14 protein-coding genes are annotated in these 23,107 nt (G+C 46.6%); 5 read left to right on the top strand and 9 right to left on the bottom strand.

Annotated features, from left to right (window positions below; translation table 11 throughout):
• Positions 1-74 precede the first annotated feature (74 nt).
• Positions 75-2,027, top strand: a complete 1,953-nt coding sequence (locus AABA75_RS05025) for an aminotransferase class V-fold PLP-dependent enzyme (protein WP_338291440.1) — start codon at positions 75-77, stop codon at positions 2,025-2,027.
• Positions 2,028-2,091: 64 nt separating this feature from the next.
• On the opposite strand, the gene AABA75_RS05020 is transcribed toward AABA75_RS05025, so the two are convergent.
• Positions 2,092-2,946, bottom strand: a complete 855-nt coding sequence (locus AABA75_RS05020; protein WP_338291439.1) for an MBL fold metallo-hydrolase — start codon at positions 2,944-2,946, stop codon at positions 2,092-2,094.
• A gap of 118 nt (positions 2,947-3,064) precedes the next feature.
• Between AABA75_RS05020 and AABA75_RS05015 the strand changes: the two genes are divergently transcribed.
• From AABA75_RS05015 to AABA75_RS05005, 3 genes are all read left to right on the top strand, one after another.
• On the top strand, positions 3,065-4,807 hold the full coding sequence (locus AABA75_RS05015; protein ID WP_338291438.1) for a Na+/H+ antiporter NhaC family protein: 1,743 nt from the start codon (positions 3,065-3,067) through the stop codon (positions 4,805-4,807).
• A gap of 256 nt (positions 4,808-5,063) precedes the next feature.
• Positions 5,064-5,795 (top strand): FadR/GntR family transcriptional regulator, encoded by a 732-nt coding sequence (locus tag AABA75_RS05010; RefSeq protein WP_338291437.1) that lies wholly within the window; start codon positions 5,064-5,066, stop codon positions 5,793-5,795.
• A 128-nt stretch (positions 5,796-5,923) separates the two neighbouring features.
• Positions 5,924-7,137, top strand: a protein-coding gene (locus AABA75_RS05005; protein ID WP_338291436.1) for an IS3 family transposase whose coding sequence is annotated in 2 segments (ribosomal slippage) — positions 5,924-6,260 and positions 6,260-7,137 — 1,215 coding nt in all. Because the reading frame shifts where the segments join, the coding sequence is not laid out codon by codon here.
• Between the two features lie 59 nt (positions 7,138-7,196).
• Here AABA75_RS05005 and AABA75_RS05000 read toward each other — a convergent pair.
• Together AABA75_RS05000 and AABA75_RS04995 are read right to left on the bottom strand one after the other, a co-directional pair.
• Positions 7,197-10,163, bottom strand: coding sequence for a TonB-dependent receptor (locus tag AABA75_RS05000; protein ID WP_338291435.1), 2,967 nt, complete (start codon positions 10,161-10,163; stop codon positions 7,197-7,199).
• 367 nt (positions 10,164-10,530) lie between these two features.
• Positions 10,531-11,337 (bottom strand): diguanylate cyclase, encoded by an 807-nt coding sequence (locus AABA75_RS04995; protein WP_338291434.1) that lies wholly within the window; start codon positions 11,335-11,337, stop codon positions 10,531-10,533.
• Positions 11,338-11,676: 339 nt separating this feature from the next.
• Between AABA75_RS04995 and AABA75_RS04990 the strand changes: the two genes are divergently transcribed.
• A complete protein-coding gene (locus AABA75_RS04990) occupies positions 11,677-12,741 on the top strand; it encodes a polysaccharide lyase family 7 protein (RefSeq protein ID WP_338291433.1) in 1,065 nt (354 codons plus the stop codon).
• A 376-nt stretch (positions 12,742-13,117) separates the two neighbouring features.
• Here AABA75_RS04990 and AABA75_RS04985 read toward each other — a convergent pair whose 3' ends face one another.
• From AABA75_RS04985 to eda, 6 genes are all read right to left on the bottom strand, one after another.
• The gene (locus AABA75_RS04985; protein ID WP_338291432.1) at positions 13,118-16,138 is read right to left on the bottom strand and encodes a TonB-dependent receptor; all 3,021 of its coding nucleotides are present in this window, start codon (positions 16,136-16,138) and stop codon (positions 13,118-13,120) included.
• A gap of 87 nt (positions 16,139-16,225) precedes the next feature.
• On the bottom strand, positions 16,226-18,946 hold the full coding sequence (locus AABA75_RS04980) for a poly(beta-D-mannuronate) lyase (RefSeq protein ID WP_338291431.1): 2,721 nt from the start codon (positions 18,944-18,946) through the stop codon (positions 16,226-16,228).
• 398 nt (positions 18,947-19,344) lie between these two features.
• Positions 19,345-20,397 (bottom strand): polysaccharide lyase family 7 protein, encoded by a 1,053-nt coding sequence (locus tag AABA75_RS04975; RefSeq protein ID WP_338291430.1) that lies wholly within the window; start codon positions 20,395-20,397, stop codon positions 19,345-19,347.
• Positions 20,391-21,371, bottom strand: coding sequence for a class 1 fructose-bisphosphatase (locus AABA75_RS04970; protein WP_338291429.1), 981 nt, complete (start codon positions 21,369-21,371; stop codon positions 20,391-20,393). Before AABA75_RS04970 ends, AABA75_RS04975 begins: the two co-directional genes overlap by 7 nt.
• A complete protein-coding gene (gene fbaA, locus AABA75_RS04965) occupies positions 21,359-22,444 on the bottom strand; it encodes a class II fructose-bisphosphate aldolase (RefSeq protein ID WP_338291428.1) in 1,086 nt (361 codons plus the stop codon). Before fbaA ends, AABA75_RS04970 begins: the two co-directional genes overlap by 13 nt.
• A 20-nt stretch (positions 22,445-22,464) precedes the next feature.
• The gene (gene eda / locus AABA75_RS04960; RefSeq protein ID WP_338291427.1) at positions 22,465-23,082 is read right to left on the bottom strand and encodes a bifunctional 4-hydroxy-2-oxoglutarate aldolase/2-dehydro-3-deoxy-phosphogluconate aldolase; all 618 of its coding nucleotides are present in this window, start codon (positions 23,080-23,082) and stop codon (positions 22,465-22,467) included.
• Positions 23,083-23,107: the final 25 nt, after the last annotated feature.

The raw sequence follows: 23,107 nt of genomic DNA, 5'->3' as shown, positions 1-23,107 counted from the left end.
CGATTGACTTTGCATGTTCCCGACATTGCCCCTATGCTGGCGAACATGCTTATGTCTAACTTTTACACCTGATTATGCTACCGAAATTATCTATTCTGATCATCGAAGACGCCCCGGAACTGCTGAGCCAAATCCAAACCAATATCAGCAACGCTATTGAGCATTTCGATCGCAATGATATTGAAATCGATGTTTTAGTTGCACCTACCGTTGCCGAGGCGTTGCAGCAAATCCAGACCGATGGCGATATTCAAGCGGTAATATTTAGCTGGGATACCCAGGTGCACATCGGGGAAGTAAGCCCGCAATCAGAAAGCGTCAGCGTTAAAACAGACACAGGCAAACTGGAAAACAACGCAGTGGTTATCGATGCTATCAAAGCCATTCGCAAAGAGCTGCCAGTTTATGTGTTAGGGGATGCCATTAAAGGACTGGACATTATCGATCAGACTTCAGGCGTAGAAGCGTTTTTCTATCGCAATGAAATCATTTCCGATCCAGAGTCGATTTTAGGCTATGTTATTAACGATTTTGACGATCGCAGTGAAACGCCCTTCTGGACCGCCTATAAAGATTATGCCGTTGAGGCCAATGATTCCTGGCACACCCCAGGACATAGCGGTGGCGCCAGCTTTCGCAATTCGCCTTTTATCAGCGACTTTTACCGCTTTTTTGGACGCAATGTATTTGTCAGCGATTTATCGGTTAGTGTGGACTCATTAGGCTCGTTATCGGACAGCACCCATGCCATCGGTAGAGCACAGGAAATTGTCGCGAATACCTTTGAAGTGCGCCATTCCTGGTTTGTTACCAATGGTTCATCCACTTCCAATAAGATTATTCTACAAACGCTGTTACGGGAAGGTGATGAGGTTATCGTCGACCGCAACTGCCATAAGTCTGTACACTATGGCATTGTTCAGGCACGCGCTATGCCGCTTTATCTGGACAGTCAACTCAATGCCGAATACGGGATTTTCTCACCACCTGGTTTGACGCAAATTAAAAGGATGTTAGAGGAGCATCCCAACGCCAAATTAATCGTACTCACCGGCTGTACTTACGACGGCATCCTGACTGATATTAAACAGGTAGTGGAGCTGGCTCACCAACGCGGCGTAAAAGTCTTTATTGATGAAGCCTGGTTTGCCTACTCTCTGTTCCACCCTGCTTTTCGAGACTATTCTGCCATTGCGGCGGGTGCCGACTACGTTACTCACTCCGCTCACAAAGTGGTGTCGGCCTTTTCGCAAGCCTCTTACATCCATGTCAATGATCCGGATTTTGACAAGGACTTTTTCAAAGAGGTTTATAGCATTCACACCAGTACCTCACCCAAGTATCAGATCATTGCGTCACTGGATGTATGTCGTAAACAGCTGGAAATGGAAGGCTATAAGATACTCAACGAATTACTGGATAATGTCAGGCAGTTACGGCAACAAGCTAAGCAATTTCAACGAATCCGCATATTAGATGCGGCAGATTTTGCCTCATTATTTAGTCATTTCGCCAGCGACAACATGGGTCACGATCCGCTTAAGATTTTATTGGATATCTCTGCTTTGGATTATTCTAACCAGGAAATTCATCGCTTTTTGATGGACGAAGTGGGCCTGGAGATAGAAAAGTTCACCCACAGCACAATACTGGTATTGCTTACCTTAGGCGGCATGCGTTCGAAGATCGTGCGCCTGTACAACGCCTTGAAAAAACTGGATTCGGGTGCCGTAACCTTGAACAAATCCAAACGCCGCAGCCCACTACCTGCGGCCATTCCTCCGATTAACCTGGTAACGCTGCCTTCAGATGCCTTCTTTAGTCAGCGAGAGTCCATACCATGGCAAGATAGCGTCGGGCGTATCGCAGCAGGCCTGGTTACCCCCTATCCTCCGGGTATCCCGCTGTTAGTGCCGGGGCAATTGATTGAGCAAGACCATATTGACTATATCAAAGCCTTGTCCTCCCAGAAGCTTACCATTCAAGGGCTTTACGACGGCGAGCTCTATGTACAAAACCAGAAATAACGGTGTTAAAACAAACAATAAAAAGGGAGCGTGAAGTTCCCTTTGTGTTATTTAGCCGATAGCGTTATTGCCCGTTATAAAGGGTTTTAATCCAGCGCTCGGTAGTAATAAAGTTCCATGACCAGCTATCCCATTCACTGTCCAGGCCCTTGGCAACAGCGTCTTCAATGCTCATACCGGCATCTTTACGGGCTTTGATTTCCTTGGCAGTGACTTTGATCATGTTCAGCGAGTTTTTCAAATCCTGACGGCTGGCTAAAGGACCGTGTCCCGGAATAATCTGGGTTGCATCATTTGAGGCATCAATCATTGCTTGCAAGGTATTCATGTACCCTTCAACAGTACCGCCACCATCTAAATCGATGTAGGGGAACCAATCTTTAAACAACATATCGCCAGCGTGGATAATATTTTGCTTTTCGAACCAGACAAAACTATCTCCGTCGGTGTGGCTGGCAGGCGTGTGAATAACGTGGATCACATCGCCATTGAGATGAAACTTCACGCCTTGCTCGTAGGTTACCACCGGCAAGGCACTACCGGAGACCTTATTATCACCGATGAGACGCACGCGCACATTGTCATGAGCAAAAATAGTGACATCTTCGTTGTCTTTGAACCAGGCATTGCTGCCGGTGTGATCGCCATGATAATGCGTATTGATCAGGTAGCGAATATCGCTATCAGAAATCGCTTTGATGGCATCGCGAATTTTAGGTCCCAGCTCTTCGAACTGATCATCAATGACCAACACCCCATCGTCTCCGGCAGAAACGCCAATGTTCCCGCCAGCGCCGGTGAGCATGTGTACTGAGTCAGAGAGTTTTGACGCTTTAATTTCCACATTCTCAAAGCGGTCGTGGGCTGTCGCCTGACCGACAATGAGTCCGGTAAGCATAGCAATGAGCGTTTTTTTCATATTCTGTTCCTGAGTTTTGCAGCGATACGCTAACAAATTAATAAGGTCAATTGTTTACCATATTCTGTATAGTGGCAAACCTGACATTTTGATCAACCAGAAAGAAGGCCCGGTTATAGTGAATTTTTCCTTTAAAGCAATGAACAAAAACTCCGCAGGGTTATTTTTCCTGGTGGCGTTGGCCGCAGCAATTTATTGCTTTTTTGCCGTACCTGCAACATGGAAAGAGCAGCGCCTTAGCTACGATATTTTTCAGAATGATAACGTTCAGGCGGTATACATTGAGCGGGGCAAACAGAGAATTGTTCCACAAGCGATTGCTTATGAATCCTCCCCCTTACGCCAGGCAGCACTGGATAACATTTCGCAGGCACCTGAGGTAAAAACCCAGTGGGTTTACCTCGATAACGATCCGCAAAACATCGTAATGCTCAAGGCCGACTACCATCTGGGGGCCTGGTCGCTATTACCCGCTATCGTGGCAATTTTAATGTGCTTGTTAACCCGAGAACCGGTAGCGGCATTGCTCAGTGGTATATTAGTGGGCGCCATTATGTTGGGTAAATTCGATATTACCGGTGATGTATTAATCCCCAGTGTTGGCACCGACAATGCGGCAGGCATATTGATTTTGTATTTGTGGTTGCTGGGAGGCTTACTGGGCATGTGGTCCAAAACCGGGGCCGCGCAAGCATTTGCCGAGTATATGACCCGTCATTTTGTCAAAGGTCCGCGCTCAGCAAAGTTTATTGCCTGGTGTCTGGGCGTTCTGTTTTTCCAGGGCGGTACAATGAGTACCGTCCTTGTGGGCACAACCGTTAAACCTATGGCGGATAAAGCCAAGGTGAGTCACGAAGAGATGAGCTATATCGTGGACTCCACCGCCTCACCCATCGCATCTCTGATTGCCTTTAATGCCTGGCCTGCTTATGTACAAGCTTTGATTTTTGTCCCCGGCGCCGCGTTTTTGGCCACCGAAGCAGACCGCATTGCCTTTTTCTTCAGTAGCGTACCTTTCAGCTTCTACGCCATTTTAGCCATTACCGGTACCTTACTTGTGAGCCTTAACCACTTTAACTTTGCCGGTAAACCTTTAAGAACAGCCTGGCAGCGCAGCCAAAACACAGGCGAACTGGATGCGCCCGGTGCAAAACCAGTTAGCGCCAAAGAGTTACACGAGCCGCAAGTTCCCGACAATTACCGCTCTTCGGCACTGGAATTTATTTTACCTTTAGTCACGCTCCTAATGGTGGCGGTATTGACCTTTGTCTTTTTAGGTTCGCCCAAAATTCACTGGGCGTTCGGCTCTGCGCTTGGGCTATGTGTCGCTTTGGCGTTATTTAAAGGCATGTCACTGGGAAATATCATGGATGGCTTTGGCAATGGTTTGAAAGGCGTTGTTGTTGCCTCCGTGGTACTAATGTTGGCCATTACCATTGGTGGCATTAGCAAGGAAATCGGTGGCGGCTTGTTTTTAGTGGATTTATTAGGACAGCAGGTGCCATTTTGGGCTCTGCCAGTAATTTTACAAATCCTCACTATGTTAATTGCCTTTTCCACCGGAACGAGCTGGGGCACTTATGCCATCGCCTTTCCGCTAGCTATGCCGCTGGCCTGGGCCATTGCCGATGCGCAGGCGCTAGCCAATCCAGAGCTATTTATGATGATTTGTTTTGCCACCGTGCTCAACGGCAGTGTGTTTGGGGATCAGTGCTCACCGATTTCGGATACCACCATCCTCAGTGCCATGACGACAGGGTGCGACCTGATGGATCACGTGAAAACGCAAATTGTTCCCGCCAGCATGGCCGCATTTGGCGCTGCCATTTTATGGACCATGAGTGCCCTGTTATTGGTGTGACTTGAAATTGCCGGGAAAGCCATAAAAAACAAGACTTAGAGGGTAAATTAGGCCAATGTCAAATTGACAATCTTTGTCAACAAATATATGTTACCAATTAGCACTAATGTAATTACCAATTTAATGTACTGAAGCCTTAAAAGCCCATTTTTGGTTAATGTGGTAGATATCAAGCTTCAAACAACAAGCCGCAAACAGACAAATTTAAGTTGCTTGGGTAATTATTACCAATAGAGTCAGAAAAGAGATAATAAAGATGAAAAGCCGCAGACGTTTCTGGACAGTTGTTGATAAACTGGAATCCTTGATTGAAAAAGGCGAGTACTCAACTGGAAGTCGTCTTCCGGCAGAGCGAGAGTTAGCCGAAGCTTTTGATGTGAGCCGACCCACCATACGCGAAGCAATTATCGCACTGGAAGTCAGAGGACGCGTTGAAGTGAAAACTGGCTCTGGCGTATTTGTGACAGACGCAGAGGAATCGGATCAAATCTTAAAAACCATCAGTGCCTTTGAGCTCACTCAAGCCAGAGCACTTGTAGAAGCGGAAGCGGCGGCTCTTGCTGCAGCCACTGTAACTGACGAGGAATTAGTCGCCCTTGGTGCCACGATAGAGGCAATGAAGTCGCCGGAAACCGCTGATGAGGCGGACCAGGAGTTTCACGAAATTATATCTCGCGCCACTCGCAACAAAGCCATTTTATTGTCCGTTAAAAACTTATGGGAGTTGCGACGCTCACGACCACAGATCATTGCCGCTTACCAGGATGTCTGTTCTCAGAGTGTTGAGCAAAGACTCAAAGAACACAAAGCAATTTATGATGCCATTGCAAAACGCGATTCATCAGCAGCCAGAAAAGCAATGCATGATCACTTCAACCGATTGATCAATGCGCTGTTTGACGCCAGCGAGCGTAAAGCACTGGAAGAAATAAAGCGCAAAACCGATGAGACCCGGGGTCTGTATTCCATCTCACACCTTGCTCAATAACAGGATCACCAAGAAGTGCCTCAACAACAAGGGGCGCTTCAAGCATAAAAAAAGCAAGCCGATGGCTTGCTTTTTGTTTTTCAATGACTGTCCCGTCCTGAAATGTGTTTACACATTTAGGACTTATTATGAGAAACCCAGATAAACAACGCGTTAAACGAACTCAACGTGATTACACCTTAGGCTTTAAATTGGCCGTTGTAGCGCAAGTCGAAAAAGGCGACTTCACCTACAAACAAGCTCAAAAGCACTTTGGCATTCAAGGCCGAAGTACAGTTCTCGTCTGGCTACGAAAGCATGGTAAGCTGGATTGGTCTGAGCCTTTGATGCATTCACTTATGTCTCAATCCAACGAAACACCCGCCCAAAAGATTAAGCGTTTAGAACGCGCATTAGCTGATGCTGAACTCAAAATTGATGTTCTGGAAGAGGTAGTAACCCGTGTTGATAACGAGTGTGGGAGTAACTACAGAAAAAAGTACTACGACAAGCTCTCTGGGCGGGAAAAGTTGAAAAACGAAGAAAGCTAGCTCGTTGTTGTCGCCTATTCGGATTTACACCTCAAGGGCTTTATCAGTGGGTTAAGCGGTTTAACGATAAGCAGCAGAGGCTAATGCCGGTTAAGGACATGGTGCTGTATTGGCGCCAGTACATGCCGCGGATTGGGACTCGAAAGCTCTACCAACTGATGAAACCAGAGCTTGATAAACTTGGCATTAAGTTGGGGCGTGATGGACTGTTTGATTATTTACGCGCAGAAGGCATGTTGGTTAAACCCAAACGTAGTTACACAAAAACAACCGACAGCCGTCACTGGATGAAAAAGCACCCGAATCTACTGAAGGACTATCAACCTCAACAGGCTGAGGATGTGCTTGTGAGTGATATTACCTACGTGAAGTCAGATGCGGGTACGCACTATTTATCATTAACAACGGATGCATATTCCCGAAAGATAATGGGGTATGAACTCAGCGATGAAATGAAAGCAACAGATGTGGTTAAGGCACTCAATATGAGTATCAAGCATAAGTACTATAACCATCCAATGATTCATCACTCAGACCGAGGAGTGCAATATTGCTCTGAGGAATATCAGGCTGTCCTGAGAAATCACAACATTACTCCATCTATGACCGATGGTTATGATTGCTATCAGAATGCCTTAGCAGAAAGAATCAATGGCATACTAAAGCAGGAGTTCTTGTTGCATCAGTGCAAGAATAGGCGGGAATTAAAGCAACTCGTGGATGAATCGATATACATCTACAATGAGATGAGGCCGCACTTGAGTTTGGGAATGAAAACACCTAACCAGGTGCATTACGAAAAAGGCCGATAGATAAAATCTACCGGCCTGCATAAAACGTCAACGTATTTTAGGACGAGACAGACTTCGCTTTAAAAGCGATAACTACCACCAAAGGTAATGCGACGGTCAGTCAATCCCTGGAAGCACAACAAGGCCCCCTCATTGACACAAGATTGAGTTACATCAGACTCAGTCAGATTAACCGCTTCAATACCAATATTGAGATTTTCATTAACATCATAGCTGATACTGGCATTTAACTGCCCTCTGTCCTCTTGAACCACCGGGAAGCCCCATGGGAAACTGCTGGTGCTACCAAAATCTGTAGAGCGATAAGCTTCACGCCAGGTGTAGCGGGCCCGTGCTGATAAACCGTACTTTTCGTAATACACCGTCAGGTTATAAGCATTCTCAGATAGATCGATAAGGCCTTGTATGGCGGAGACTGAAATGCCATCCACGCCAGTGGTAGCAGCAAAGACATTGCTGGCGCGACTCGTTGCAGAGTTTTCAGCTTCCCCACCAGAGAACTCTTGCTTGGTGTAGTTTGCTAAAACACCAAAACCAGAAGCCCAGCCCAACTGCTCTTCAAATTGCGACAAATCGTATTGAAAAGCCAGCTCAATCCCCTTTTGAGTAGTTTCGCCGGTATCGTTGATCACCGTCGAAATAGGCACACATACCCCTACTCCAGCTTCAGGTCCGAAAACGTTGATATCAGCAATCGGATTAAAAATCCCTCCGGCTTCACAGTCTGGACCTGTAATATCGCGATAACCTGTTACCGGATCTTCAAATGGGTCTGATTGTTGGGTGACAAACAAATCCTTGCGCTTTTTATAGAAAATCCCGGCACTCAGCACACTGGCAGGTGCAAAATACCATTCAGCAGAAAAATCAAAGGAAAGCACTTCTTCCGGCTCCAGACCAGGGTTACCAATAGCAACTGCCGGATTCGGGCTGGTACTAAAGGTTACCGAAGTCGATAAGTCATCGAAGTCTGGGCGCCGAATATCTTTGGAAATCCCGGCCCGTAGCACAACGTCTTCGTGCACATCTGCCACAATATTAAAACGCGGTAAAATAAAATTGTAATCGCCCTGGCTGACAACCTGCTCCACGATCTCGTTACCGTCGGCATCTTCAGTAATGGAGTTTCCTAAGGAATTAACTTCGGTTTCCAGGTAGCGAACACCAAAATTACCGCGCACTATACCCATCTCAAAATTTGCCTGGGCATACAGAGCATGAGTTTCTTCTTCGATATCAAAAAATCCGCTCACCTGCGAAGACGGGGAACTGATGGAACGGCTGCCGCCGTGGGCTATGATTGCCGCATTAAGGGTACTCAAAACGCCATCCGGATCAGAGGCTACCATTTCCGGATTAATTAATAAAAAGTCGCCAACGTATAAAGATCTGCCATCTGCAGCATTAAAATTATCCGGTCCCGCAGTCAACACATCGGAGAACAAATTACCGCGCGGACTGTCATCCATAGAGCGTAACCCTACATTGGAGCGCACCTGATCCCGTAAACTACTGGTTTTGTTATAACGATAGCCGAAATCAATCGAGTTGATGTTGTACGCGCTGATATCGTAATTCACGTCTACGCGAAATGCATCTTCAGTATTTTCCGCAATATCCTGGCCGATATTCACATCTCGTAGTACGACATTTGCCGGATCTAACAATTGTTCAACAGTGGGGGCATACTCTGCGCCAAAGGCAACGCCAAAAGCGAGCGAGCCACCAGAAAGATCATAGGCAAAAGGCACACTATTATCATTGCCACCACCTGCATCAAGTGGCGCATTGGGATTGATAAAGTTCAACGTGGTGTTAAAACTTGGTGTATTGCTGTCTGAACTGGAGCTAGACACTTCAACTTCAACAGAGAACTTATCTGTCTGCCACTCACCACCTAATCTGAAAATTTCACTTTTAGTAATACGAGAGTTGGTATCACTGGAAAAACGCAGATTCGGATCGTCATCATCATCTGCCAAATCCACTGGAATAATTCCAGTTAACGCAGCTTGAATACTGCCTAAATCTGTACCGCCTAGCGAGCCAAAGTTGACGGTTTCGAAAGCATCGGGAATAGAAATATTATTTAGCGAACTCACACCCGACGCCTGTACGCGCGAACTTTCTTGACGGCGCTCTTGATCGTTGATCACGGCATCAAAATAAAATCGAGTATTATCGTCAGGTGCCCACTCAAGGGTACCCGCCAGGTTTTTGGTTTCGTACTCATAATTATCATAGTCTTGATTCAAAAATTGGATTGGCAAAAAATCAAAAGACTGAGCACTTGCTGCACCACTGTCAGAGGAAACCAAATTATCGCGATCGGCACGGGGTCTGAAGGCAGTCACATCTTGCTCGGCGTAGCTGGCACTTAACACGACACCAAACTTGCCGTTATCCAATTCCCAGTTGTCGCCAAAGGCCCCCGAAATTCGAGGGGTTACGCTATCCGTCGAGAGACTGCTATCCTCACCCTGCACACGCACGGATAATAAACGGTCGTTAAGTTGCAATGGGCGAATAGTGCGCAAATTAATGGTTGCGCCCACGGATCCTTCAATGGTTTTCGCCTCGGGTGCTTTGGTCACTTCAACCGCTGAGATGATTGCCGAAGAAACATCTTCAAAATCAATGCCACCACGACCAGAGCCAGAACCCACGGTGGATACCCCATTAATTTCCGTGCGATTGGCATTTGTTCCCCGTATCTGAACGCCAGTACCGACACCGGCTTCTCGAGTAATTTGAATACCGGTGACATTCTCCAGTACTTCAGCCAGGTTTTGGTCTGGTAGCTTGCCAATATCAATTGCCTGAATCACCTCGACAAGATTATTGGCTTCCCGTTTTTCAGCCAACGCGCTGGTGAGGGAACTACGCATACCTTTGACTTCAATAATTTCTGTGTTGTCTGACGCCTCTGCATCATCCGAAGATTCTTGTGCCAACACATTCATGCTGACCTGTAGCGAAATGGCGGACATTATCGCAAATGAAAGTTTAGATAAATTGGGTCTCATTTTTGTTTCCAGTGTGTGTTGCTTGTTAAAAAGGAATTCTCTGCCTTCAAACTGATTGGTTTACAAAGAATTCACATTATATTTACACTGGAACTCTATTTGGTCAACCTTTTGGTTAACATTTTAACTTACCACTAAATCACATTTAGATATTACCAATAACCAAAATTAAAGGAGGAAAGGAAACCAAAGCCTAAGTTATTGGTATAATTAAAGTTTATCTGGAGCATTGCTGAAGATAGGAAAAAGTGTTTTTTGGAGGGTTTAAAACAAGAGATAAGCGCAAGGGAATAAAAAAGCGGAGCTCAATCCTCCGCTTTGGGTTTGGCAGGGTTAGTCACTTGCTAAGCAACAATGCTGATAGACATTACAAGCTGGCAACATCCAGCCAGAGTTCAGCCCGCTCAATGGGAGTGTCGGGGTGCATGTCCGGATTGGCAATACGCATCACGGTGCGCTGACTGAAATCTGACTCTTCCACAGCGGATTTGATCATTGGGTTACTGAAAAACAACTCATCAAAACTGCCATCTGCGATGGCCAATTCAAGCCCACTTGATAGGGTTTCATGCAGTTCTAAGCTGCTCTTTTTGAGATAAAAATACATCGCGTAGGGATATATCAATAGTAGCTTCTTCTCTACCTGCAGGCTTAGATCCGGATGGGCTTTCACTTCAGACCATGGCTCATGGGCAGCTCTGGGAAAATAGTCGAATCTCCCCCCGTCTAACATGTGAAATAAGTTTTTGTATTTAACACTGGTCTCCACTGGCAATCCAGCTTCGCGAAGTACTCTGGTAGAGCCCCAAAAGTGCCCCATCCCAGCACTATAGCGGCTTAATTGCGACAACTCCTTAATGGCATCAAAACGCGTTTGCTCCCCATCCCTGATAATAAATATACGGTGTCCTAGTAAGCCTTTAAGCAAAGGAATACGCACTGCTAATAGTTTGTTATCCAACTCTTTCGACGAGCCAGCCCACATCAAATCAATTCTGCCGGCATCGGTTTCTTCCACTAACCTACCTACGGGTATCTCATTATTCATCTGTATAATGCGACTCTCAGGGCTAGATTTTTGCAGTGCCAATTGCAAAATGGAAAATACCAACTCTTCTTTTTCACCTATCACTTTGTTTACTTTGATATTTTGAGCATATACCCGGTTACTCATTAACAGGCTCGTCACCAACAATGAAGCAACCACAAACAGTCTTAACGTGCAAATAACCACAGATTCAACCTCCTCTCAGTTAACAAAGCCAGATACTAAAAGCGCACTCAAGCCCGCTCACGGGCAATGGTACACAGTGGTAAAAAAGTGAGAGAAAGGTATAAACCAAATTTAAAGAAATGTAAAACCAATATCAACATTTGTTATTACCAATATTGATTATTGGTAACCGATAGGTTTAAATGGTGTTCTGGTAGTTAAATTTATCCATCACGCCTTTTGATATGAACTTTCAAATGTGCGTGAATGCCCATTCAGGGTAAGATGACGAGGTATCTTATGCATTTAAAGTTTAATCATTCATTGTTAGCCTTTTCCGTAGCAGGATTGTTTGCCCACAATTCACTTGCCGAGCCCGTATACCCAGCTGAAAAGTTCGATTTAGGCCACTGGAAAATAACGCTTCCTATGGATCTGGATAAGAACGGGAAAGTGGACGAAATTGACGTTGCTGCTATCCAGCAATATCGCCACGAGGATTACTTTTATGTAGACCAATCTGGTTTACTGGTGTTTCAGGCTCCGAATAAAGCCGTTACCACCGTATCCTCCACCAATACGCGTAGTGAATTACGTCAAATGCTGCGCGGCACCAACAAAAAAATCAAAACCAAAGCCCCTGGCAATAATTTTGCTTTACAAGCTCATACCTCTGCTGAAAAATTTGGCGCCACTGGCGGCATTTTACAGGCAACCCTGAAAGTGAATCATGTAGCTCGGAATGCGCAGCTGCCCGAAAAGTTTCCTGCTTATTCGGTGGTGGTTGGCCAGATCCACGCCGGGAAAGACAAGCAATTGATGAAAGACAACACGGGGTTTGGTTGGGGCAATGAACCACTAAAAATTTATTACAAAAAGTGGCCAGAGCATGATACAGGTTCAGTATTCTGGACTTATGAACGCAATCTGGAAAAAGATAATCCGGACCGCACAGATATCGCCTATCCGGTATGGGGCAACACCTGGGAGAATTCCCAAGCACCCGGTGACAAAGGGATTGCCCTGGGTGAATTCTTCAGTTACGAAGTTAACGTCAAAGGTAATATCATGCACCTGACTTTCGAGGCCGAAGGTCACCCTAAGATGCAGTATGAAATCAACTTAGCGGACAACGTTGACGCCTATGGCAAGGTAGATGACAAAGATAATCCAGCGGGCTATGCCGGTGACTGGCATTACTTTAAAGCAGGCGCATACAACCAATGCAGCGTTAAAGATCGAGAGGGATTCTGGTACGCAGGTTGCGAAGGTACTGGAGATTGGAAAACGGATAAGGAGAACGGTGATTACGTGAGTGTCAGCTTTGCGAAATTAGTTCTGCTGCCTCCCGCCTCTACTGAATAGCGCCCCGCTTCAACTAGGGCAGTTGTCACGCTGCCCTTTCTAAGTTTTTGATATTCGCCACTTTAACCAACCTTGGCTTTCCGAAGAACCTCCCCTGTTAAACGCACCTGATACCCCATTAAAACAACATCAAAGGTTTAAACTATGTTGCTTTCAAGGCAGAGCGCCTCGTGACTTACAGTTACTTACGCTTTGCGAGTCAAGGGCTTAGAAGGATTCTCAAGGCACGTCAGTGCCCCGGTAAATCAACACAAAATGGCTATATTTTGATATTTAACAAGCAATGTCATCTCCGGTAACACCCTCTAAAACAAGTGGTATAGAACCCAAAAAAGGGGCTTAAAAGCCCCTATAACCTTACCCTGGTAACTAAAGGTTAATACTTGAAACTAATCCCGGCGAACAGTCTAGGGCCATAATCATTAACTTCACCCAGGTTATCCTGGACATAATAATCTTGTGACTTAGGCGCGCTAAACAGGTTGATAGCTTCCAGTTTTACCCGAATATTTTTGTTGACCTTGTAAGACGCTCGCATCTCCCATACGCCAACTTCATCAACGTAACGCAAGCGTGTACCGTTACTGGTATAGGGCTGGAAATACTCACTGCGATACTTGTAAATAATGGCGGTATCCAGATCACCTATTTGGTAATACAGCTGGCCACTGAATACATGCTCCGAGAATCCCGGTACTGAGCCAGGCGGAATAATGCCGTCAGTTAGTTGCGTGGCCGTACCATTCACATCAGTAACGAAAGTATTGCCATAATTACTGTCTTCAAATTCAAAATCGGTATCGGCATAGTTATAACCGAGTTTAACCCCTAAACCACTCTCCCAGCGGTACGCCACTGATGCTTCTACGCCGAACAAATTGCTTGTTTCATCACTGGTTACTGAATTGGTAATAGGTAACGCCACTGTCTGACCATCAACCACAAAGTCCTCAATGACGGTTTGTTGCTGAAAGCCACCTTGGAATTGTTTATAGTACAAACTGAGGGCAAAAATCGTATCCTCATTGGGGTAATACTCTAATGCTAAGTCGTAATTCCAGGACATTAAAGGTTGGCTGTCCGGGTTACCTGAACCATTCGCCGCAACGAATAAGTCCGATAGAGAGACAGGATTAGATTCATCCGTGATAAATGAACGATTGTATCCCATGTCACCGGGATCAACTCTAGACATACCTCGATAGATGCCGGCACGCATTAAAATGGTATCGCTGTAATCCATAACGAAGTTAAAGCTGGGCAATACTTCGAAATAATCACCGCCTCCCTCAATGCGCTCCAGTGAATCGCCTGAAACGATGCTCAAAAAGCCCGCATCATCTGCGACAACTTCAAAAGAATTTCTAAAGCCAATTGAGGTCACGTCGGTATCCACCAGACGCACACCAAAATTACCGCGAACCACCTTGTCCCACAGCTCAGTATCATAATTAGCCATGATGTAAGCTGCCGTGGTTTTCTCCGTTACGTCGATAGTACCCGCGTTTTCATATTGCACTTGTGGATAGGCAAACTCACCACCGTTGGACACCACCAGCGCTTGCGAAAAACAAACGTTATCATAGGTAGCCCAGGAGGCTCCCGTGCCGCTTTCCACCACATTGCCTGATGCATCAACATGAGTAATCAAATTGCCATCCGAGACGCTGGATAAAAAGCTGCTTTCCGGGAATGCTATCTGGCAGCCTTGTAACACATCAAGTGCCGAAGTCACGCCAGTGTCCAAAGTATATTGTGTACGTGAGCCATTACCCTGAGTGCCACCAAATTGCACAAAGGTCATTTCTGACGCACGAATCCCCCCTTCAATATTGGTAAAGGCACCACCGTCTAACTCATAGTCGAAATCCAGTCTCGCCCCGACGACTTCATTCTCTCGAACGTTCTCTCTGTCGATTCGGGTACGTAAACTGTCAGTGAAGTTGCTGATATCGGTAACATCAAAGTCCGTCACTGTGATATGTGGAATGTACTCGCCCATATCCCAGGTGAAAAAAGGCCTGTTTGAGGTACGGCCTCGGTTAGATATTTGCAACTCTTCACGCTTAGTTTGAGAGTAAGAAACATCAAAGGTTAACGCCAGTTTATCGGTAGCAAAGTGCTCAACATTCAAACCTACACCGCGATAATTTTCTTCACGTGAGAACTGTTCTCCTGCTGACTCGAATCGCTCTTCACCCTCCCAATGTAAGATTCCGCCCACTTGATTGGTCACCAACGTAGGTCCGGTAACGCCTGGAGTAGCGCGTTTTTGTAGCCATACCAGATCATGTCGCGCTTCAGATTGAATGCGATCCGAGAACTGCGCATCCAGATTAATTTCCCAGTCATCACGAGGCTGATATTGTACGGCAAAAAACAGCGCATCACGTTCATCCGAAGTTTCGTTCTGGCGATAACTACGGCTACTGCCGGTCCACGCATACGGAGTACCGGCACTTTCCGCCTGCCCGGTGGCCGGGTCGATATCAGTATTGTAGCCTTGATTGCGACTGCCGCTCACCTGGTCCTCACAATCGCCAGCACTGCTGCGATAAAAACCTTCATTAGTATTGTAGGGATCGTTAAGACACGCCCACAAAGAGGAACCTGTTGGGCTGGAGCTGCGATATTCAGCTTCAGGCTGAGAGATATCCTGGCGTTGAACACCAAATGACAAGCCGACAGCCTGCCCGTTATCCAGTAGGAATTGATCAACATAACTGAACGTGCCGCGATAACCTAGATCACTCTGCAAAGCGTTTTCAACATTCTGCTCATCCGGGTTGTAGTTCAGTTTCACTTCACCCTGCACTCGTTGTTTCCCGAAATCCAAAGGTCTGAGAGTTTCAAGAGAAACCACGCCGGCAACCCCGCCCTCAATCATTGAGGCGTCTTGAGTTTTATAAATAGCCACTTTCTTCACCAGTTCTGACGGGAACTGAGAAAAATTCACCGAGCGATCACCACTGCCATTGGTGGCCTCGCGCCCATTAATATGAGTGGCGCTCAAGAACGGTCCAAGACCGCGAATGGTGATTTCAGTGGCACCACCATTTTCTCTATGGGACGCAGCACCGGTAATGGATTCCAGGGCTTCACCAATGGATAAAGCCGGTAAATCACCGATATCTTCAGCAGATAAACCATCCACCACCGTGGTGGCTTCGCGCTTGATTGAGATTTGATCCTGAATGGTTTTTCGGGTGCCTACCACCTCAATCACTTCAGCTTCTTCTTGCTCTACTTCAGCCTGACTTTCCTGAGCGTGCAAAGTGCCGGAAGCAAAATTAGCCATACCTGCCATCAGACAAATCTTTAAACTGGTCGCCACAGGAGAAAGTGTCAATTTGGTATTGTTTACATTCGTCTTTAATTGTTCTATTGGAAACGACATGGTTGTTACTCCGATATCTTAATTGCGTTCACTAAAGGCAAACTGTCGTTTAAAAAAAGGAAATCACTTAACTTCATTGCCACACACTTAATCATCGTTGGCCATCCAGGTAGAGCCCGCGCCAACCTGGTCCGCAGTGATATAGTATAAGCCTTTGGCCCCGGCAATCGCCTGTGCGCCGTTTGGATCGGTCTCGGTCAACGTGTTGTCTGCGGTAACAAGCTCAGGCGCTTCTTTGCCATTGGCTGCCGGGTCTTGATCGACTGCCCCATCACTCTCAAAGCTACCGTTGCCGTTAATATTTCGGATATCCACCCAATAATCATCTTCCACATCACCAGAGGCATAACTATCACTAAAACCAAAGTTATTGGAAAACAATGATTCGCCGTGGTTGATCAAGTCACAATCGTATTCGAAGGAGTGATCGCTGCTACTGGCATCAAAGGGCAAGAATAAGCCTTGTGCTAGCGGATCATCATTTAATCCATTGGCAATCAAGTTGGCGTCAAAATCGATGACAAAGAAATTCTTGGTTAAGCCATACAATACCGGAGAATTGTCGGCCGTCAGTTCATCGCAATCCCCAACTGGCGCTCTAGAGCCTATTTCCGTGCTGAACACGATGGGTTGAATGGAGTTCAACACTGTGTTGTTTTTCACTGACAAGGTTAAGTCACCAGTACCGTCAAGAATGGCCTGGTTGCCCGCGTTAGGTACACCGCCATCGGCTTGCGAGAATGGGTTAGCCGTAAACACGATACCACCCGCCTCTTTGTTAGTAGAGCGGATACCTGCTATGTAGTTATTTTCAACCGTATGTCCCATGGGTGTCATCAAAACACCGCTGGGTCTGTCATTGGAACTATCGATATCCGTGGTGCGAATAATGATGTTATCCGTCACCGTATTAAATCCGCCGTCTTCCAGAGAAATCCCGCCGTTAACGTCGACTACCGTATTACCGTGAATGGTTGCACCACTGGTTTGCACTCGCATCATGCGACGTCCGGTGACAAAGTTTTCAACGCGATTGTATTGTACCGTAAAATTAGCCATGTCCGCTGAATCACTGCCTGTAGTGCTGCCCAAATTGATGAGGTACAAACTAGAGTCGTCAAAATTCGGATTGTCGCTGCTGTTGCTAAACAGATTGTATTGGATCACATGGCCTGAACCAGAAGATGCCAGTTTAATCACCGCCCCTTTTTCTGCATGATTTCGGCCTGAGAAGCTGTTGCGCTCGATCAGTGCATCGTTGCCAGCGATCATTAACCAATGCATCTCGCTTTGATTTAACTCTGACTGATCATCTGACAGGGTATTTTGTGTAAAGACAAAGCTTTCACCCTCAGAGTAAATGATTGCATCTTGTTCTGTCGCGCAGGTGGATTCTGGCTTGATATCAATATCGCTAAACGCAATTCCTTCAATACCTGCACCGCTAACGCCATCTGCGACGTGAATGCAAATTTCACCGGTGATCACCGGAGTTTGTTCCTCCACCGCTTTGAGCACCACACCGGTGGTCAAACTGATTTCATCGAGCTCGGTGTAGACATTGCTATTGAGGCCAATGACACTGCTATCGGATAAACCACTATTCACAGCATTGGTAAGGGCGATTGCATCTGATACAACTTGGGTAAATATCACGCCATCTAAGGTTGCGCTCACCGTATCACTAAAGCCGTCATTATCTGTATAGCTGGCCATAACCGAAATAACGGCCCCCGCTTGTTCTGCGGGAGTAAAGGACTTATCGTTGGCGCCTTCGATTTCAACTTCGTCAGCGAACCAGATATATGAGACATTAGCTTCGTCAACACCATTATTGTCGCTAATTTGCGCCATCAGAGTCGCGGAACTCAGATAAGGTTTTTCTCCAATAATGGCTATGCTACCGGCTTCATCGACAGCCACATTTGCCACTTCGATAGTAGGCTCTGACAAAATCTCTTCTGCAAACCCGTTGTCATCGACATAGGTCACCATCACCGTCAGTACCTGCCCGACATAAGCAGACTCTACAGTGTATGTAGCAGATTCCGCTCCAGCGATAACTTCTCCATTGGCATACCATTGATAGCTAATGTCTCCGCTTGCACCGTCTTCATCCTCGACTTCCACTTGCAAGACATTACCTACTGTTGGGGTGCCAACAATGATGACACTACCCGGCGTGTTAACACGCGATACCACATCGGTGGCCGGCGATTGTAACGATTCAGTAAAACCACGGTCATCGGTATAATTCACCTGAACGCTAATCACTTTGCCAAACTCTTGCTCGGTAAGCAGCAAACTTGCCTGTACAGCGTCGGTGATCATCATGTCATCGGCATACCACTGATAGGCGATTACCGCATTTTCAAGGCCATTGTCGTCACTCACAGTGGCAGTCAAGGTCGCGCCCACCAGAGCATCGCCCTCTATACCGACACTGCCCTCAAAAGGAATGGCTGCCACATCATCTGTCGCTGTGCTGATATGAGATTCGTTAATACCAATATTATCGGTGTAAAATGCCTGCACAGTAATTGGAAGACCAATTTGCGCATCAGTAAGCGTAAAAGAAGCCCCGCTAGCACCTTCAATGATTTCGCCATCGGCGTACCAGATGTAACTAACCGCACCAGATATTCCATCAGGATCTGATACGGTTGCCGTGAGGGTTTCACCTGTTTGCGCAATTCCTTGTAAAGCGATTGAACCCCGACTGTTGGGGTTATTGTCTGAGTCTGAGCCTGTACCACACCCTGCCAGCGCAAGGGCAATGGCACACAAGGCAAACCTTTTGGAGTTCATAATGCGTTTCTTCTCTGTATTATTGATCCGTGGTAACCCTGCATTTTGGTTGCAATGATGAACTTAAAAAACCCACCTGTTATTACCAATTTTAGGTTTTTACCACTTCAATTGTTAACCTATTGGATAGTATAAACATACAAATTTAACAATTACCACTTTTTCACACCAATTAACTAACAATTTTTTTACAAGGAAAACATTTATGAGCACTTCAAATTAAGAAGCATCATTTACCAATAGACATTGTGGTTATTACCAATATATGAAGGTGGAAAAGCGAGCTGTTAATGACACTCAGAGTATGGCAATGTCTGACGAGCGAGCACAATAACAGTAAGCCGCTACTGATTATTAATAGGGGCCATATAATATGGTGGCAAAGCCCTATCTATGAATTAATGGCTGGTATGTAAATGATAGAAGGTGGCTTGCACAAAATCCCGCGGCTCTCCACCATTGTTTTGATTGTAAACACCGGCTTTAAAGTACATGTATTGACTATTGTCATCATAGCCACTGTTGCTCATGTCCAGAAAATGGTGAATATTGGGCTTATGTTGACGTATCAGGGTGAGATAGAGGGATTCTTCTACGACAGATATTTTATAGCTAAACTTCTCGTTCAGCGCGACCCCCTCTTCTGGATCGGCAGCGGAGCTGGATCGAGACCCTAACACATTGAACCATATATCGTCGCCGCCATTAATTTCATGAGCAAAATAGATTGAGCCCCGTTCGTGGTGCGGCAATTTTCGGTAGTAAAGTCGAATGGGCTCATCATCTGTGGCATGTATCTGACCAATAATCACTCGCCCTACTTTTGATTTATCTCCCGTAACAGACACCCGATTTACCGCCAGGGTAGCCTCTAACGTCCCGCCAACACCACCCGCATCGCGCTTTACTGAACCATGCGCAGAACTGAACACCCAATTGTTTTTACTGATCCCTTTGACTTTAATGCGGGTGTTGCCACGGCGGAGCATTTCTCGAAGCTCGGTCCTGGAGTATTTGGTATTTTTTGAGGTTTTGGCCCCCTGATTCGGGCTGGCAAACACCATGCCGCCGTCTTTCGCGGTGTAGAATAATGGACTCAATTCGAACCCATTACTCAATGGTTTTTCAAAGATAAGGTCCGCTTTGCCATCCTCATTGAGATCCGTCGGTAAGGTTAAACTCCACCCTAGTAAGTCAAAGTTCTGTCCGGGTTTATTGGCTGCCGTCAACCCGGACCAATCACCTAACAATTTCCCCTCCCCTAATTGACTGTGGCTTTGGGGCATTGCTTCCGCTACTTCCTTATCTTTAGATTTCGCTATTACGCCTTCGTTGGATTGCGCAGTGGCACTCTCGTTAGAATTAGCTGTAACAACCTCATTAGAATTGGTAACAGGCGCCTTGCTGGATAAAACGAGCAAAATAATGGCAGCGGATTTCCAATCTAGCATGGTGCTGACTCCACTGGCACCAGGTTGTTAAAGTCGTTAACCTGCTTAGCTGAGCCTGCGGCTACCGGCACTCTTTGGTGCAATGTCTGAGGGTGCATAGCCAGTATATCGCATCCTTGTGCAGTGGCTTTTCCTCCCGCATGATGCAATAAAAAAGCCAGAGGATTAGCTTCGTAAAGCAATCGAATCTTGCCGTTTTGGTTGCCATTGCGTTCGTCTTCAGGGTACAGAAACAGCCCACCGCGACTCAATATCCGGTGCATATCTCCCACCATGGCCGCATTCCAACGAATAGAACTGTTTTTGTATGCCTCAGACGCAAATAACAACTGATCAAAGTAACGCTGGGTGCGATATCCCCAGTAGCGGTAATTCGCCATATTTACCGCAAACTCACGGCTGTCGTCGGGTACCTGTAACTGCTCCTGGGTGAGTAAGAAACCACCATGGGTGTTATCCAGGGTATAACAGCGCGTCGGTCCGCCGGTACTCATCACCAACATCGACGAAGGTCCATACAGTACATAGCCAGCACAAACCTGTTGTTTTCCAGGTTGTGCAAACTGGCGTTCATCATCATGGGGCACATCATCACGGGCCGGATATACCGTAAATATCGTGCCTATCTGACCATTCACATCAATATTGGATGAGCCATCCAGCGGATCAAAGGCCACGATGTAAGCACCTTGCGGGTGCCCGCCTACCACATGAGTTTCTTCCTCAGAAGCGATAGCTCTTACCGATTCATCATCCAACAAAATTTCTTTAAGCAATTGATTAGCTACAATATCCAGCTTTTTCTGCACTTCACCCTGAATGTTTTCGTTCAGCGTCGAGCCTAAAATACCCGCCAGTTCCCCCTGACTGACACGAAATGCAATCTCTTTGGTGGCGGCTAAAATGGTGCGGATGAGCATGATCAATTCGCTATCGACCCCATCTTGTTTCAATACGGGTATTAGTCTGCGCATGATACATACCTGTTTTGGCAGTTTAGATCACTGAAGCACTGCTGCAAACGCGCTACCATTGCGCATTCACCCTGGCGCAACCAGGCCCTGGGGTCGTAAAACTTCTTGTTGGGTTTATCTGCCCCATTAGGATTGCCGATTTGTCCCTGCAGCCAGGCTTCGTGTCGCTGATAATACTGCAACACACCTTGCCAGGTAGCCCATTGTGTATCGGTGTCGATGTTCATCTTCACCACACCGTAGCCAATAGCTTCAGCAATTTTTTCAGGTTCAGAGCCACTGCCACCGTGAAAGACAAAGTTGAGGCTGTTGGATGGCAACTGGAACTTCTCAGATACAAACGTTTGCGAGTCGCGCAAAATAGAGGGGGTAAGTTGCACATTGCCGGGCTTGTAAACACCGTGCACATTGCCAAATGAAGCGGCAATAATAAAATGTGGGCTAATAGCACTCAGGCGCTCATAAGCATAGGCCACTTCCTCAGGTTGCGTATACAGAGCGGAATTATCGAGATGGCTGTTATCCACCCCATCTTCTTCGCCCCCAGTGCAGCCCAGTTCAATTTCCAGGGTCATGCCCATTTGACTCATTCTTTTGAGGTAGTGGGCACAGATATCGATGTTTTCTTGCAACGATTCTTCTGACAAATCTAACATGTGACTGCTAAACAGTGGCTTACCGGTCTGTGCAAAAAAGCGTTCACCCTCATCCAGCAATCCATCTACCCAAGGCAACAGTTTCTTCGCGGCATGATCCGTGTGCAGCATCACCGGCACATTGTAGCTGGCGGCGACTTCATGCACATATTTGGCCGCTGCCACCGCGCCCAGAACAGCGGTGCCCTGCCCCGGTAATGTCAGTCCTTTGCCCACAAAATATTGTGCACCACCATTGGACAGCTGAATGATCACCGGGGAGTTGGCTGCCTGGGCAGCTTCCAGCGTCGCGTTTATTGATTGGGTGCTAATGACATTAACCGCGGGTATCGCATACTGTTTTGTTCGGGCGTCTTGATAGAGCTCTGTCACCTGCTGAGCAACAACAACGCCGGGTTTAATTTGACTCAGATTCATAACCTTTCTCTTCTGTAGATTTAGTTAAGGGCCTCTTGGCACGCAGTAGTAATTGCAGACCAGTCTTGTTGTTGCACCCATGCCGGAGTTGCTACCCAGGTTCCCCCCACAGCAAATACGTTGCTCAGCGCAAGGTAGTCTCGTCGATTAGCGGGCTTTACACCGCCGGTGGGACAAAATCGCAATTGTGGGAATACCGCCGCCACCGCTGACAGAAAAGGCACACCGCCGGACAGTTCGGCCGGGAAGAGCTTTAATTCGTCAAAACCGGCTTCTTTGGCCAACATAATGTCACCGTTATTAGACACCCCAGGTAAAACCGGCACCGTGCAGCTGGCTAATGCTGCCAATAACTTTTCGGACACTGCGGGCGTTACGATAAAATCAGACCCCACCTCCAGGGCGGACTTTAACAATCCCGTATCTGTTACCGTACCTGCGCCGACATTGAGAGAAGGTAGCGCCTGCTTAATCGCTACAATCGCTTCTAGTGAGGCTTCTGTACGCAACACCACTTCCACTAAATTAAGCCCGGCATTGCTCATTGCATGCGCTATATTGACTCCTTCCTCTGGCGTATTGGCCTGAATAATTGGCAACAGCGATTGCCCTGACATCAGTTCCGAAAAACAGGTCATTGTTCGTTCTCTCTTTGTTATGTGT

Source organism: Planctobacterium marinum, from assembly GCF_036322805.1.
GTDB classification, from domain to species: Bacteria; Pseudomonadota; Gammaproteobacteria; order Enterobacterales; family Alteromonadaceae; genus Planctobacterium; species Planctobacterium marinum_A.
Note: the sequence above shows the minus strand (reverse complement) of the source record. Positions and strands in the feature narration are given on the sequence as shown.